This window comes from Streptosporangium heterodermiicola, from assembly GCF_051390675.1.
Taxonomy (GTDB): Bacteria; Actinomycetota; Actinomycetes; order Streptosporangiales; family Streptosporangiaceae; genus Streptosporangium.
Map to the genome: position 1 here is coordinate 66,061 of NZ_JBPJSR010000031.1, position 14,783 is coordinate 80,843.

The 14,783-nt window shown below is 71.3% G+C and carries 12 protein-coding genes; 3 read left to right on the forward strand and 9 right to left on the reverse strand.

All coding sequences use genetic code 11. The annotated features are described in order from the left end of the window. Positions 1 to 532 precede the first annotated feature (532 nt). A complete protein-coding gene (locus tag ACSC1Q_RS38965; protein WP_436763759.1) occupies positions 533 to 2,905 on the reverse strand; it encodes a bifunctional serine/threonine-protein kinase/glutamate ABC transporter substrate-binding protein in 2,373 nt (790 codons plus the stop codon). A 245-nt stretch (positions 2,906 to 3,150) separates the two neighbouring features. Between ACSC1Q_RS38965 and ACSC1Q_RS38970 the strand changes: the two genes are divergently transcribed. After that, a complete protein-coding gene (locus ACSC1Q_RS38970; RefSeq protein ID WP_436763760.1) occupies positions 3,151 to 4,761 on the forward strand; it encodes a SigE family RNA polymerase sigma factor in 1,611 nt (536 codons plus the stop codon). A 222-nt stretch (positions 4,762 to 4,983) separates the two neighbouring features. Here the strand turns inward: ACSC1Q_RS38970 and ACSC1Q_RS38975 are convergent, their stop codons facing one another. The 3 genes from ACSC1Q_RS38975 to ACSC1Q_RS38985 form a co-directional block, all read right to left on the reverse strand. Further along, on the reverse strand, positions 4,984 to 6,198 hold the full coding sequence (locus tag ACSC1Q_RS38975) for an NADP-dependent isocitrate dehydrogenase (RefSeq protein ID WP_436763761.1): 1,215 nt from the start codon (positions 6,196 to 6,198) through the stop codon (positions 4,984 to 4,986). Positions 6,199 to 6,314: 116 nt separating this feature from the next. Beyond that, entirely contained in the window at positions 6,315 to 6,602 is a 288-nt protein-coding gene (locus tag ACSC1Q_RS38980; protein WP_436763762.1) for a DUF3017 domain-containing protein, read from the reverse strand. A gap of 34 nt (positions 6,603 to 6,636) precedes the next feature. Next, on the reverse strand, positions 6,637 to 7,758 hold the full coding sequence (locus ACSC1Q_RS38985; protein WP_436763763.1) for a citrate/2-methylcitrate synthase: 1,122 nt from the start codon (positions 7,756 to 7,758) through the stop codon (positions 6,637 to 6,639). A gap of 181 nt (positions 7,759 to 7,939) precedes the next feature. Here ACSC1Q_RS38985 and ACSC1Q_RS38990 point away from each other — a divergent pair, with 181 nt between their 5' ends. Beyond that, complete coding sequence (locus ACSC1Q_RS38990) at positions 7,940 to 8,602, forward strand: FHA domain-containing protein (RefSeq protein ID WP_436763764.1); 663 nt, start codon at positions 7,940 to 7,942, stop codon at positions 8,600 to 8,602. Between the two features lie 69 nt (positions 8,603 to 8,671). Here ACSC1Q_RS38990 and ACSC1Q_RS38995 read toward each other — a convergent pair whose 3' ends face one another. From ACSC1Q_RS38995 to purN, 4 genes are all read right to left on the reverse strand, one after another. Further along, on the reverse strand, positions 8,672 to 9,532 hold the full coding sequence (locus ACSC1Q_RS38995; protein ID WP_436763765.1) for a bifunctional methylenetetrahydrofolate dehydrogenase/methenyltetrahydrofolate cyclohydrolase: 861 nt from the start codon (positions 9,530 to 9,532) through the stop codon (positions 8,672 to 8,674). Positions 9,533 to 9,618: 86 nt separating this feature from the next. After that, positions 9,619 to 9,801: a hypothetical protein gene (locus ACSC1Q_RS39000; protein ID WP_436763766.1), complete on the reverse strand. Its 183-nt coding sequence runs from the start codon at positions 9,799 to 9,801 to the stop codon at positions 9,619 to 9,621. Positions 9,802 to 9,963: 162 nt separating this feature from the next. Continuing rightward, the gene (gene purH, locus ACSC1Q_RS39005) at positions 9,964 to 11,508 is read right to left on the reverse strand and encodes a bifunctional phosphoribosylaminoimidazolecarboxamide formyltransferase/IMP cyclohydrolase (protein WP_436763767.1); all 1,545 of its coding nucleotides are present in this window, start codon (positions 11,506 to 11,508) and stop codon (positions 9,964 to 9,966) included. A gap of 46 nt (positions 11,509 to 11,554) precedes the next feature. Next, entirely contained in the window at positions 11,555 to 12,175 is a 621-nt protein-coding gene (gene purN, locus ACSC1Q_RS39010; protein WP_436763768.1) for a phosphoribosylglycinamide formyltransferase, read from the reverse strand. A gap of 79 nt (positions 12,176 to 12,254) precedes the next feature. Between purN and ACSC1Q_RS39015 the strand changes: the two genes are divergently transcribed. Further along, complete coding sequence (locus tag ACSC1Q_RS39015) at positions 12,255 to 12,665, forward strand: hypothetical protein (protein WP_436763769.1); 411 nt, start codon at positions 12,255 to 12,257, stop codon at positions 12,663 to 12,665. A 74-nt stretch (positions 12,666 to 12,739) separates the two neighbouring features. On the opposite strand, the gene ACSC1Q_RS39020 is transcribed toward ACSC1Q_RS39015, so the two are convergent. Further along, positions 12,740 to 14,401, reverse strand: a complete 1,662-nt coding sequence (locus ACSC1Q_RS39020; RefSeq protein ID WP_436763770.1) for a cell division protein PerM — start codon at positions 14,399 to 14,401, stop codon at positions 12,740 to 12,742. Positions 14,402 to 14,783: the final 382 nt, after the last annotated feature.

Consider the following 14,783-nt stretch of genomic DNA (forward strand, 5'->3'; position numbering starts at 1 on the left):
CCCGATCCGCCCTCCTGGCAGCAGGACCAGCGCGGCGAGCGCGATCAGCGCCCCGCTGACGGCGAGCCACGGGACGACCGTCGCGGTGGCCGCCGGCGACCATGCTGCCCGCCACCATCCTGAGCATGAGCGGGTAGATGCGCGGGCCGGACTCGGTGGCGATCGGTCTCATGGCCTCCTGCAAGTAGCGCGGCGGGAACACCACCCCGGCGTACAGGCAGAACGCGGTGAAGAACGACACCGTGTTGACCAGCGTGTACGTGCGGTTGCGGAGCAGCTCCAGCGGGATGATCGGCTGCTCGGCCCTCCGCTCGACCAGGACGAACGCCACCAGGAGCACGGCGGAGGCCAGGATGGGCCGGAGCACCGGCCCGCTGGTCCAGGTGTGGTCGTCCAGACCATTCTCGGTCAGGCCGACGAGCAGTACGCCGATCGCCGCGCTGAACACGGCCATGCCCAGGTAGTCGGGCCGGGCACCGCGCCCCCCGAGCGCGGGGCCCGGATCACTTCCCGGCACGGGCTTCCGGCGCGGCTAGGTGCAGGCGGCCATGGTCGGGGCGTCGTTCTCCCGGCCGGGGAACTCGACCCTGGAGAAGTGCTTGTCGAGCAGCGTGCGGATCGTGCCCTTCCGGTAGAGGTCGGCGATCGCCCCCTTGACGGCCTCGCAGGTGCGTGCGTCGCCGCGCTTGAGGGCCACCGCGTAACGCTCGTCGGTGAGCTTCAGGCCGAGCAGCTTGTAGCGGATGCTCTCCCGGTTGGCGAAACCGGCCAGCAGCAGGTCGTCGCCCGGGATCGCGTCGACCTGGCCGGCCTGCAGCATGTTGACGCACTCGGAGTATGTCTTCGCGGCGACCAGCGTGAGCTGCTCGACCTCGCCCTGCAGGACGGCCACGGCCGCGCTGGAGTCCGGCTGGCACATCCGGACGCCCTCCAGGCCCGCCAGGTTCGTGATCGGCGAGCCGTCCTTGACGAGGGCGTCGACGTGGGCGAGATAGTACGGCCCGGCGAAGGTGACGTCGTCCGTGTCGTTGATCGAGTATGTCGCCAGGACCAGGTCGATGTCGCCGTCCGCCAGCAGTTTCGGCCGGTCGGGGCGGGCGGTGGCCCGGAAGGTGACACCGCTCTCCGGCACTCCCAGCGCCTTGGCGATCTCCAGGGCGAGATCGATCTCGAAGCCGCTCCATCTGCTCTGGTTCCGCAGCGCGATACCGGGCAGGAAGTCACGCACGCCGATGACGAGCTTGCCTGTCTTGGCGGCCTTGTCCGCCACGGAGGTGAAGGCGGTGGGGACGAGTTTCTCCGGCTCGTCCTCAGGGGCGGCACCGGGCCACCAGCGGACCGCGGCGATCCCTCCGGCGACCAGCAGCAGCACGGCCACGGCGGCGGCGATCCAGCGCCCCCTGCTCGGGCGCCGCGGTGTCTCCGGGGCCCCGACGAGGGTCGTGGACGCCTGCCAGCTGGGCGGCGGCACCTCTCCTCCCCCGTGGCCCCCGTGCTCCGCGTACCCGGGGGGCGGTGGGTGGTTCCAGTAGTCGGGGGACGACGGGTGCTCGCGATACACCGGTGCCCGATGGTCCGGAGAGAGGTGGTCCGGGGGAGGCTGCCGTGGGGAACGCTGGTCCGGGAAGCGGTGGTCGGGGAAGGACGGGTGCTCCGTGGGAGTGGGGGTTGGGGCGGGGATGGGAGACGGGGTGTGCGACGGCCCGCCGTGGGCGGCGGGCGCGCGATGCTCGCCCTGGCCCGGCCCGGTCCCCTGGTGCACCCCCTGACCACTCTGGCCGCCCTGATCGCTGTGCCCGGTGTGGGGGCGCTGGTCGTGGACGGGCGGCCGGGCCCGGAATCCCGTGGACGGGAGGGGCTGGTCGCCCGAGACGCCGCCCGTCCTGGGCTTCGGGGTGCGCATGGGACTGGTGGCGTCGTGGTCACGGTCCTGATCGCCGTCGTCGGCGTGCTCGCCGTCCCGGCCCTGCTCACGGGACCGGAGCTCGTCACGAGATCGGAGCTCATCGCGAGATCGGAGCTCATCGCGGGACGGCTCGGGGACGGCGACCTTGGCGCCCTGGGTGAGGATCGCGGGCGAGGCGTTCACCGTCTCGGGATGGCCGAGCAGCCGGAGCAGGAGCTGGTCGGCCGAGGGCCGCGTGTCCGGTGACTTGGACAGCGCCGAGCCGACCACGCCGCGCAACGGCTCCGGCAGCGTGCCGAGGTCGACCTCGTGGTTGAGGATGCGGTTGAGCACCACGGCGATCGAGCCCCCGGCGAAGACCGTCTCGCCGGTCGCGGCGAACGCGATGGTCGCCCCCCAGGCGAAGACGTCGGTGTGCGGCCCGACGTCGGCGCCGGAGATCTGCTCCGGCGCCATGTACGCGGGGGTGCCGATGGCCCGGCTGGTGATCGTGCCGGTGGAGTCGAGGATGCGGGCGATGCCGAAGTCGACGACCCTCGGGCCGTCGGCGGCGATGAGCACGTTGTCCGGCTTGAAGTCGCGGTGCACGATCGAGGCGTGGTGGATCGCGGTGAGCGCGGTGGCCGTGCCGATCGCGAGCCGCTGGAGCGGGGAGCCCTTGAGGGGGCCGTCGGCCTCCACGACCTCGCGCAGCGACCTGCCCTCGATGTACTCGCTCGCGATGTAGGGGGTGTCGCCTTCGAGGTCGGCGTCCATCACGCCCGCCGTGCAGAACGAGGCGACCCGCTGGGCCGCCCTCGCCTCCCTGGCGAACCGGGACCTGGCGATGGCGTCGCCGGAGAACTTCACGTGCAGCAGCTTGATCGCCGCCCGCTCCCCCGCGGCGTTGATCCCCAGGTAGACGATGCCCTGCCCGCCCTCGCCGACCCGCCCGACGACACGGAACGGCCCGAGCTGGCGCGGCTCTCCCGCTTCCAGTGGCGCGATCTCCGGCATCATCGTCCCCACGGTCTCGTAATCTTCGACGTGGCAAACTTTACGGCGCCATGACCCGCCCTCTCCCCCTGTTATCCCGACGTGACCTCACATTTCCCCCGCCGACACCCTGCCTTCCGCCCAAGTCACGATAAAAAACGACAGACGCCATCACCCCCCAATCTCCGACATTCACCCCAATCTGGCGCTCCAGCCGCTTAGATCGCTACCGTTGTACGTCCCTCAGGCAAGCCGGAGCAAAAACTTCCATGCGCCGATATATCGGTTATCGCGAGTTCGTCCAGCGCGATCAGCGTTCCCTCGTCGGCACCGCCCTTCTCCTCACCGGCAGCCACGAGCAGGCCATCCGCCTCACCCTGCGCTCCTTCCACACCGTCGCCCTCTCCTGGCCGCCGCCGCTGTGGGAGAACCCCACCACGCACGCCCAGATCGCGCTCTACCGCCGCTTCCTCCAGCGGCCGAGCGCCGCCGGGCCGACGGCCCTGGTACGGATCCCGCCCCGGCAGCGGCTCCTCGTGGTCGCCTGCCTGCACGACGGCAGGTCCCGCGCGGACATGGCCTCCCTTCTCGGGCTCCCCGAGGAGACGGTGAAGTCGGAGATCGCCGAGGCGGTCGACACCCTCACCAAGGGCAGCGAGAGCCGTCTGATCACCAGGATGGCCAACGCCGCGGGCGAGGCCTCCGTCCCCGACCTCACCGTCCGTTCCATGCGTACGATCAGGCGGCGCCGCGCCAGGGGGGCCCTCCTCGCCGTGGCGGCGGCCCTCGTCCCGGTCGGCCTGATCGCCGCCTTCACCGTGTTCCAGCAGGGCGAGGTGTGGAACTCGGCGCTGGGCGAGCGCAACCGGCCGCACGCGGCACAGGCTCAGGAGCCCGTACGAGCGATCTCCAGCCCGGAACCGGACGGCTCGGGGACGGACGGCTCGGAGACGGGTGGCTCGGGGCGGGGCGGCGGGGAATCCGGCGCCGCCCCGGCACCGTGGCAGGCCCCGCGGACCTCCTCGGTGATCCGCTACGCGGTCCCCGGGCCGTGTCCCGACGCCCCCGTCGGGACACCCCCCGCGCGCGCCGGAGACGTCGCCTGCGCGGGCTGGACACTGACGATGGCCTCCGGCGGCCCCGAGAGCCCCGCTCCCGGCCCCTCCGGGTGCGAGGGCCGGGAACCCTGCGAGACGACCCTGAGCGTCCCCGACGCCGCCCAGCGCCTCGCGCACGGCGACGAGGGGGAGCGCCCGCGGCTCGCCCCCGCCATCAGCCTCGACGGCCGCCGCATCGCCTACCTGAGCGCGGCGGAGCGCCGTTACGTGGCCCACGACCTCGGCAGCGGCGTGAAGCGCTACCTGTCACCGGTCCTCGTCCCCGCCGACACCGAGAACGGCACCCAGGTGAGCGTCTCCCCCAGTGGCCGCCACTTCACCGTCACCCTCGGCGAGCGGCGGCTGCGGACCGACTTCACAACCGGCGCCCTGACATCTGTACCCGCAGGACAGATGCCTCCGGCGCAGCGGATCGCCACCTGGCTCCAGGAGAAGTACGGGACCTGGGCCGACTCCCCCGGCGGGCGGCACTCCGCCGCGATCGCCGCGGGGAAGGGCGAGGAGCCCCACAGCCTCCACGTCATCGACGCCGCGTCACGACGGGTCTTCAAGCGGCTCCCGCTCCCCGAGACGAAGCGGTCCGCCACGGCCGAGGTCGTGAGCTGGCTGAACAACCGCGAGGTGGTCGTGCGGATGAACGCCGAGACCGGGGGCGGCCTCCTCGGGTTCTACCGGGTGGACGCCGTCACCGGGCGGTCGCACCGCGTGCCCGGCCTCCCGGCGGACGCCCCGCTCGTCCTGGGGGCCGTGGCGGCGCCGTGACCGGCCGCCCGGTGCCGTACGGGGGCGCCGGGCCGGCCGTCGACAAACCCGTCCTCGGCGTGGGACGCCGGAAGGAAGGCCCGGCCCAGGGGCGATGACAGCCGTATTGGAAGCGGGGAACGGGAAAAGGGAAAAGGGCCGCCGTGGGGCGGCCCTTTCCCGTGGGGGGCGGCGCGGACCGGCTGCCGGCCCGGTGCCGTCGGACGACCGGCCAGAGGCCGGTCAGCCCACCTTCTTCTTCAGGTTCTCGTCCAGGGCCGCCAGGAAGTCCTGGGTGGTCAGCCACTTGGCGTCGCCGCCGACCAGCAGGGCGAGGTCCTTGGTCATCTGACCGCCCTCGACGGTCTCGACGCAGACCTGCTCCAGCTTCTCGGCGAAGTCGATCAGCGCGGGGGTGTTGTCGAGCGTGCCGCGGTGCTGCAGGCCCCGGGTCCACGCGAAGATCGAGGCGATCGGGTTCGTGGAGGTGGGGTTGCCCTTCTGGTGCTCGCGGTAGTGGCGGGTCACCGTGCCGTGGGCGGCCTCGGCCTCGACGGTCCGGCCGTCGGGGGTGAGCAGGACCGAGGTCATCAGGCCGAGCGAGCCGAAGCCCTGCGCGACGGTGTCGGACTGGACGTCGCCGTCGTAGTTCTTGGCGGCCCAGACGTATCCGCCCTCCCACTTGAGCGCCGCGGCGACCATGTCGTCGATGAGGCGGTGCTCGTAGGTGATCCCGGCGGCGTCGAAGTCGGCCTTGAACTCGGTCTCGAAGACCTCGGCGAAGATGTCCTTGAAGCGGCCGTCGTAGGCCTTCAGGATCGTGTTCTTCGTGGAGAGATAGACCGGGTAGCCGCGCGACAGGCCGTACCGCATGGAGGCGCGGGCGAAGTCGCGGATCGAGTCGTCCAGGTTGTACATCGCCAGCGCGATGCCGGGGCCGGGGAAGTCGTAGACGTCGAGCTCGATCGGCTCCGAGCCGTCCTTGGGGGTGTAGGTGAGGGTGAGGCTGCCCTCGCCGGGGACCTTCAGGTCGGTGGCGCGGTACTGGTCGCCGAACGCGTGACGGCCGATGATGATCGGCTTGGTCCAGCCGGGGACGAGCCTCGGCACGTTGGACATGATGATCGGCTCGCGGAAGATGACGCCGCCGAGGATGTTGCGGATGGTCCCGTTCGGGGACTTCCACATCTTCTTGAGGCCGAACTCCTCCACCCGAGCCTCGTCAGGGGTGATCGTGGCGCACTTGACGCCGACTCCGTACTGCTTGATCGCGTTCGCGGCGTCGATCGTCACCTGGTCGTCGGTGGCGTCGCGGTGCTCGATCCCGAGGTCGTAGTACTTCAGGTCGACGTCGAGGTAGGGAAGGATCAGCTGGTCCTTGATGAACTGCCAGATGATCCGGGTCATCTCGTCGCCGTCAAGCTCGACGACGGGGCCCTCTACCTTGATCTTGGGCATGCGTGTGGTTCCCCTTCTGAACTAAATTGGCCAGACAGTCCTTTTTGAGGCTCACTGGCCGTTGAGGCTATCGGACATGGTCGATCCCCTCGTGGCGCACCCGGCCATCCGACCTGTCACATGGGTATGTGGTCCTTGAACTCAAGGATGATCCCGGCCACCGCCAGCGTCACGCCGAGACCTCCGAGCGTGACGACGTCGGTGGCCTTGCGGCGGATGGCGAGCCGCCCGCCCCCGAACAGCCGGGCGAGCGCCCCCAGCGTCATGACGGCGCCCATCGCGATCCCGCCCCAGTAGGGCATGCCCAGCATCACGGCGAGGACCAGCGCGACGAGCGCTCCGGCCACCACCAGGGGGTAGGCCCCCCAACGTTCCCTGTTCGCCTCGACCGCTCGCGCGTTCACCGGCCCACCACCCGCTCTCGCCCCTGACGTCGGCTCATCGCTCGGAGATCGGCTTCCACTTCTGGTCGCGCTCGCCGATGTACTCGCTGTCCGGGCGGATCAGCCGGTTGTCGGCGTGCTGCTCGATGACGTGTGCGGTCCATCCTGACATGCGGCTGACGGAGAAGACCGGAGTGAACAGGTCCGTCGGGATGCCGAGATAGTGGTAGACGGTCGCCGCGTAGAAGTCGACGTTCGGGTAGAGGCCCTTCGTCTCGAAGACGACCTCCTCCATCTCCTTGGACATCCGGTAGTACGTGTCGTCGCCGGACGCCTCGCCGAGCTCCTGGGACATCTTGCGCAGGTGCGTGGCACGCGGGTCCTCGGTCTTGTAGACGCGGTGCCCGAAGCCCATGATCTTCTCTCCGGCGGCGAGCCTGTCCCGTACGGCCTGGGCCACCGAACCGGCGTCGAGCGACTCCAGGGTGCGCATGACCTGCTCGTTGGCACCGCCGTGCAGCGGGCCCTTGAGGGTGCCGATGGCCGCCACGACCGCCGAGTGCATGTCGGACAGGGTCGCGGCGCAGACGCGGGCGGCGAACGTGGAGGCGTTCATCGTGTGGTCGGCGTGCAGGACCAGGCAGGCGTCGAGGATCTCGACCTCGCGCTCACCGGGGGTACGGCCGGTGATCTGGAGCAGGAAGTTCGCCGCCACGCTCAGCTCGGGGTCGGGATCGGGGACGGCGGCCCCGGTCCTGGCCGCGTGGTAGCGGGCGACGAGGATCGGCTGCTGCGCGGTCAGCCTGGCGGCCTTGCGCAGGTTCGCCTCGGGCGCGTTGGTGTCCTTGTCGGGATCGTCGCCCCCGGCCAGCGAGACCAGCGTGCGCAGCGCCTCCATGGGGGCCTGCTTCTCCGCGATCTCCGGGATGTTGGCCTCGGCGAGCGTGCCGAGCGTGCGCCCCCGGACCAGTTCCTCACCGTACGCCGACAGTTGCTCCCGCGTGGGGAGGGTGCCGTACTGGAGCAGGTGGGCGGTCTCTTCGAAGGTGGTGCGGCCGGCCAGATCGTGGATGTCGTAGCCACGATAGAAGAGGCGACCGGCCTGACCGTCGATGTCACTGAGCGCTGTGGACGCGGCTACGACATCGGCGAGACCTTTGGTGGGCTTGTCCGCCATGAGTGTTTCCTCCGCTTATCTGTGTCCGAAGTCTACCTGTGAGCAGCGGAAACCCTCCCGAGAGGTACAGACCAATTTCACGCAGGATTCTCCTTCTGGCAAAGGCGATTCCCCATCACCTCGTTTGGGTAAGCCGGAGCTGTAGGAATAGTTACGGCGGGCTACCTGGGGAGGAACTGCCGTGGAGGGGCCGTTCATACGCATCGAGGACACAGGCGAGGTGGTCCCGTTGCGCCCCGAGATCACGACGATCGGACGTGGCCGGGGAGTGGACATCCGGCTCACCGATCCGAGTGTTTCCCGGCTGCACGCGGAATTCGTCCGGCGCGGACCCTACCTGTACGTCGTTGACCTGGGCCTGTCCCGCAACGGCACACGGGTCAACGGCCGGCCGATCGCCCGGAGGGTGCTTGACGACGGTGACGTGGTGTCCTTCGGCGCGGCACGAGGCAGGATCGGCGGAGTGCCACGCGAGGACTTCGCCCCGGAGGTCGAGCTCCGCCGCGCCGCGGCACCGGAGCTGACCAGGCGGGAGGTTGATGTCCTGACGTCGCTGTGCCGTCCGGCGCTGTCGGACGAGGCGTTCGTCGCACCGGCCACGGCCAGGGAGATAGCCGACGATCTGGTGGTGACGGAGGCGGCTGTCAAGCAGCACCTCCTGCGCCTGTACCAGAAGTTCCGCATCCCCGAGGGGACCAACCGGCGCACCAGGCTGGCGAACGAGGTCGTCGCCCTGGGGCTGGTCAGGCCCACCCCGGTGGTGCCGCCGCAGCGCGCGGCCGGTTCGCCGGAGCCGCAGACGGCGTCGTCGTCCACCACCACCGCGAACCGCAGGGCTTCCTAGCGGTTCACGGCGGCCTCTCAGCGGTTCTCGCAGTGGTTTCGCGGAGGACCGCGGGCCCCGCGAGCGGGATCAGCCCTGCTCGCGGGCACGCCTCTCGGCGGCCTCGACCACGTTGGTGAGCAGCATGGCCCGGGTCATCGGGCCCACGCCGCCGGGGTTGGGGGTGAGGAAGCCCGCGACGTCCTCGACGCCAGGGGCCACGTCACCGGCGATCTTCCCGTCGACCCGGGAGACACCGACGTCGAGCACCGCGGCGCCCGGCTTCACCATGTCGGCGGTGATCAGGTGCGGCACCCCGGCCGCGGCGACGACGATGTCGGCGCGACGGGTGTGGGCCGCGAGGTCCTGGGTGCCGGTGTGGCAGAGGGTGACGGTGGCGTTCTCGGAGCGGCGGGTCAGCAGCAGGCCGAGCGAGCGGCCCACGGTGATGCCGCGGCCGACCACGACGACCTCGGCCCCCTTGATCGGCACCCCGTACGCCTGCAGGAGCGTGACGATGCCGTACGGCGTGCAGGGCAGCGGCGCGTCGACCATGTGGACCAGGCGGCCCAGGTTGACCGGGTGGAGGCCGTCGGCGTCCTTCGCCGGGTCCATCCGCTCGATCAGCGCCTGCGTGTCGAGGTGGCGGGGCAGCGGGAGCTGGACGATGTAGCCGGTGCACTCGGCGGAGGCGTCGAGCTCGTCGACGACCCCCTCGACCTCGGCCTGGGTGGCGTCCTCCGGCAGGTCCCTGCGGATGGAGGAGATGCCCACCTCCGCGCAGTCGCGGTGCTTGCCCGCGACGTAGATCTGGCTGCCGGGATCGGCGCCCACCAGGACGGTGCCGAGCCCGGGGACGACGCCCCGCTCCCTCAGCGCGGCCACCCGCGCCGTGAGGTCTGCCCTGATCTTCGCCGCCGTGGCCTTGCCGTCGAGAATCCGCGCGCTCATGCGGACAACCCTCTCACGGGATCGGCCCTCACACGGGATCGGCTGGAGCGGTGGGCCCGCCGGGGTCCGCCGGGCTCCTCGGGGGATCAGCCGCGCTCGGCCTCCCGCGCTTCCCTCCGCTCGATGATCCTGCGGGTGAACGGGATCAGCTCCATGGCCCGCCCGCTGAGGTAGGCCGCGCCGAGCGCGATGATGATCATCATCCAAGGACTGACCCAGAAACCATGCATGATCACAAAGGCGTACAGGGCGTGGTCGAGCAGGGGCATAAGGGGATCTCCACCGCTGGGACGAAAGGGATGCTTCAGACTAACCGCAGGTCAAACCTTTTTCATCCAGCTGGTCCTGTCTAATCCGCCACTTTCTTATCTCCTGTGTGCGACCGCCACAGCCGTACGGCGGCCGCACGCAGGGGAACGGTTCGGTGAAGATCAGTGGAAGAAGTGACGGGTGCCGGTGAAGTAGAGGGTCACCCCGGCCGCCTCGGCCGCCGCGACGACCTCCTCGTCCCTGATCGAACCGCCCGGCTCCACGATCGCCTTCACTCCCGCGTCGATGAGGATCTGCGGGCCGTCGGCGAAGGGGAAGAACGCGTCGGAGGCCGCCGCGGCCCCCGAAGCGCGCTCGCCCGCCCGGGAGACCGCGAGCCGCGCCGAGTCGACCCGGTTGACCTGGCCCATGCCGACGCCCACGCTCGCGCCGTCCGAGGCGAGCAGGATCGCGTTGGACTTCACCGACCGGCACGCCTTCCAGGCGAAGGCGAGGTCGGCGAGGACCTCTGCGGGGGCGGCGGGCCCGGCCTTCAGCTCCCAGGTGGACGGGTCGTCGCCCGGCGCGTCGACCCGGTCAGCGGTCTGCACCAGCAGGCCGCCGTCGATCCGGCGGAACTCCGCCGGGTTGGACGGCCCCCCGAGGCAGGACAGCAGCCTGATGTTCTTCTTGGCGGTGAGCACCTCCAGCGCCTCCTCCGTGAAGGAGGGGGCCACCACGACCTCGGTGAACACCTCGGCGATCTGCCGGGCCAGCTCCCCGGTCACCTCCGCGTTGACCGCGATCACCCCGCCGTACGCGGAGACGGGGTCGCAGGCGTGCGCCTTGCGGTGCGCCTCGGCGACGTCGGCGCCGACCGCGATGCCGCACGGGTTCTGGTGCTTGATGATCGCCACGGCGGGGCCGTCGAAGTCCCAGGCGGCCCGCCAGGCGGCGTCGGCGTCGAGGTAGTTGTTGTAGGACATCTCCTTGCCGTGCAGCTGCTCGGCGTTGGCCAGGCCGTCCTTCTGCCCCGAGTACAGGGCCGCGCCCTGGTGCGGGTTCTCGCCGTAGCGCAGCGGCGACCGCAGCTCCCAGGCCGCGCCCATGTAACGCGGCCACGCGCCGTCCTCGGCGGCGTAGACGCTCGCGAACCAGGAGGCCACCGCGGTGTCGTACGAGGCCGTGTGGGCGTACGCGGCGGCGGCCAGGCGGCGGCGCTCGACGAGGGTGAAGCCGCCCGCGGCGACCGCGGCGAGCACGTCGCCGTAGGAGGCGGGGTCGACCACGACCGCGGCGGTGCCGTGGTTCTTGGCCCCGGCCCGGATCATCGCGGGACCGCCGATGTCGATCTGCTCCACGCACTCGGCGTCGGAGGCGCCGGAGGCCACGGTCTCCTGGAACGGGTAGAGGTTGACCACCACCAGCTCGAACGGCTCGATCTCCAGCTCTTCGAGCTGCTTGACGTGGGACGGGTTGCCGCTGTCGGCCAGCAGCCCGGCGTGCACGCGCGGGTGCAGCGTCTTGACCCGGCCGTCGAGGCACTCGGGGAAACCGGTCAGCGACTCGACAGGAGTGACGGGGACGCCGAAGGAGGCGATCCTCGCGGCGGTGCCCCCGGTGGAGACGATCTCCACACCCGCGGCGTCGAGCCCGCGGGCCAGCTCCTCCAGCCCGCTCTTGTCATACACCGCGATCAACGCGCGCCGGATGGCGATGCGGGTCACTTCGTGCTCCTCCTGGTTGGTTCCGGTTTTCTCCGAGGCGCCCGGCTCATCCGCCGGGTCGTCCGAATCGGACAGTCCTGCCGGTTACGGTCCAGCCCTCGCGGGCCATCCGGCCGACGGTGTCGACGAGCAGGTGACGCTCGACGGTCTTGATGCGCTCGTGCAGGGCCGCCTCGTCGTCGCCGTCCAGCACGGGCACGGCCTCCTGGGCGATGATCGGCCCGGTGTCGACACCCGCGTCGGCGAGCATCACGGTGCAGCCGGTGACGCGCACGCCGTACGAGAGCGCGTCGCGTACGCCGTGCGCGCCGGGGAAGGAGGGCAGCAGGGCGGGGTGGGTGTTGAGGACGGGGAAGGCCTCCAGCGTCGGCGCGCCGAGGATCTTCATGAACCCCGCGCACACCACGAGGTCCGGGCGGTGCACGGCGATGCGGGCGGCGAGTTTCTCGTCCCACTCCTCGCGGGTGGGGTGGTCGGCCAGCCTCTCCACGAAGGTCGGCACCCCCGCGCGCTCCGCGCGGGCCAGACCCTCGACACCGGCGCGGTCGGCACCCACGGCCACGATCCGGGCACCGTAGGTTTCGTCTGCCACGGCGTCCAGCAGGGCCTGTAGGTTGGTTCCGGAACCGGACACGAGAACCACAAGCCGAACGGCCTGGGATGACACCGACGCACTCCATTCGGACGGGGACTCACGCCGCTGCAAGGGTATCGGCCTGTCCGTACGAACGATGCAAGGAGGTCAGGTGACACTACCGGTCCAGACGCGGCCCGCCGAGAGCGCCGGTCGGAGGGCGCTGTGGCTCGCGGTCGCCGCGGCGGTGATGACGCTGGTGCTCCCCCTCGCGGGGATCGTCATGGCGATCTTCGCCCTCGTCACCTCGGTCCGTGCGATCGGGACGCTGCGCGCCATCCCCAAGCCGGCCGGCACCGCCGTGGTGGGCGTGGTGCTGTCGGCCGGGGCGTTGCTGATCTCGATCGCGGTGACGGCACTGCAGTTCTACTTCGGTGACGAGCTCGCCGCCTACACCGAGTGCGGCAGGGGCGCGGGCACCATCGCCTCGCAGAACGAGTGCGTGGAGCAGCTCGAACGGGCCATGGAGCAGAAGATGCCCTTCCTCCAGCCGGGCCAGGTGCAGTTCCCCTTCCCGCCCTGACGGGCTCCTTCCCGCTTCTCGGTCGCGGTCCCGGACAGCTTCCCGGTCGCGGTCTCAGGCGTAGGGCCGGGATCTCAGTCCCGGTCCCAGGCGTAGGGGTCGACGTAGATGACGTGGCCGCCCTTGTCGTCGGTCTCGTCGACGATGTCGCGACGAGGCGGGCGCGGCGGGTCGGGACGGCGGGCCTTCTGCGGGTTCTCCGCGGCGGCCGAGGCGTGCTCGTCCTCCCAGTCGTCCCTGATGACCGGGATCGGCTGGGTGTCGCACTCCGTGGCGTCCAGCCAGTAGCCGGGGAGCTTCTGCAGCTCCTCCGACTCGGCGAAGCCGACCTTCCCCGCCGCGGAGGCCGCCGCCTTGGCGATCTTGACGCCCGCCTTGCGCACCGGCGCGGTGGCCGTACCGACCTTGGCCGCAGCCTTGGTGACGGCCGTGTTGTGCCCACGGAAGATCAGCCACCAGTTGGCCAGCCCGGCGGCGATCCCCGCCGCGACGCCCACCTCCAGGGTGACCGAGAGCATCACCTCCCACCCCGCCGGGCCCAGCGCGGACAGCCGCGCGCCGCCGAGCGAGCCGCCGGAGAGCGCCGCGAGCAGGCCCGCCGTCGCCCCGGTCGCCAGCCCGCAGACGAACCCCCACAGCGGCGCCCCCTCGTACGAGGAGGAGGGTGAGATCCGGACGACCAGGATGCCCGCCACGGCCCCGGCCACGAACGGGACCGCGATCACGATCATCACCCAGGCCGGGGTCGGGCCCGCCTCGGGCAGCGCGCCCAGGATCGGCAGGCTCGGCACGGTGCCCAGCTGCACGCCCGTGGGCGCGACCAGCGTGCCGGTGCCGACCGCGAACCCGGGACCCGCGATGTAGGCCAGCCCCCAGATGACGGCGTTGAGCAGGTAGAGCCCCTGGACCAGCAGGAGCAGCAGCCCGCCGACGAACCCCGGCGCCAGGATCCCGGACAGCTCCTGGACCTGCCCGAAGTTGACCACGACGGCCCCGAGCACCATGACGGCACCCGCCACGAGCATGATCGCCAGCGCGGCGGACGTCCCGACCACGACCGAGCGCAGCCTCTCGGGCAGCAGGCGCAGCATCGACCGCCAGGGCCCGATCGTCCTGGCGACGGCCACGGAGCCCGCGATGAAGGCGAGCACCAGATGGCTGACCAGCACGTCGCCGAGGAAGGGCTGGGTGATCTCGTTCCTGGTGACCAGCGCGATCAGCCCGGCCAGCAGCGCGTACGGCGCCGCCAGCGAGATGCCCGCCTGCGCGATCAGGACCAGCTGCGCCCTGCGCCGGGCGTTGGACACCTCCTTCGGGGTGTTCTTGGGCAGCCTGGCGGGCAGCCGGAGCCGCAGGTCCGCGTCGCGGGCCATCCACATCCCCGCGCGGTACAGCAGGAAGGCGGGCAGGACCGTGAGCCCGAGCGGGAGCAGGCCCACCGAGCCGCCGGGTATCTCGAAGCCCGCGTGGTGCGCGGCCAGCCAGAGCTGCGACGCGGTGCGGAACACCGCGGGCAGGCCCGCGCCGAGCGCGCCGCGGGGGGCGGCGATCCAGCCGACCAGGGTGAGCGTGGTGAGCACCGCGAGCCCCACGCCGAGGGTCCACGCGGCGGCGAGCATCCCGGAGACGGGGAGCGGCCGGCGGACGTCGTCGTCGTCACCCGTGAGGCCGGGCAGGGGGATACGGCTGAGGACGTTGCGGGGAGCCGTCCGTAGCTGATCGAAAAGGGCCGTCACAGTAGTCGATGGTCTCAGGATCTTCGGTGCGGAAGGGACTCCCGCGCCCGCGTGTCGCGCACCGTGTGACGGGAGCCCCCTGTGGTATCCGGGCGTCGCCGGTACGGAAACCGCCCGTGACCTCTCCCTCGGCCGGAGACGTAACGGTGTCGGACACGGCGAAGGGCGCCCGGCGGGATGCCGGGCGCCCTTCGACGGTCCTCGACGCGGTGGGAGCGGCGCGCGATCCGGTGTCGAGCCCGCCACCGGATCGCGGAGCCGTGCCGCGTTCCGCTCACCCGGGGCCACGCCCCGGAGCACGCTCCGGGGTCGTGCGCCGCCGCGTTCGCCCGTCCGGGGCCGTGGCCCCGGAGCCGTGCGCTAGAGCGCCTCGACGACCTCG

Bases quoted from the DNA above. Each gene is read 5' to 3' on its own strand.
- ACSC1Q_RS39000 (WP_436763766.1), bottom strand. From the start codon at position 9,801: ATGCCCCTGCTCGACCACGCCCTGTACGCCTTTGTGATCATGCATGGT.
- ACSC1Q_RS38970 (WP_436763760.1), top strand. From the start codon at position 3,151: ATGCGCCGATATATCGGTTATCGCGAGTTCGTCCAGCGCGATCAGCGT.
- ACSC1Q_RS38985 (WP_436763763.1), bottom strand. From the start codon at position 7,758: ATGGCGGACAAGCCCACCAAAGGTCTCGCCGATGTCGTAGCCGCGTCC.
- ACSC1Q_RS38995 (WP_436763765.1), bottom strand. From the start codon at position 9,532: ATGAGCGCGCGGATTCTCGACGGCAAGGCCACGGCGGCGAAGATCAGG.
- ACSC1Q_RS38965 (WP_436763759.1), bottom strand. From the start codon at position 2,905: ATGATGCCGGAGATCGCGCCACTGGAAGCGGGAGAGCCGCGCCAGCTC.
- ACSC1Q_RS38975 (WP_436763761.1), bottom strand. From the start codon at position 6,198: ATGCCCAAGATCAAGGTAGAGGGCCCCGTCGTCGAGCTTGACGGCGAC.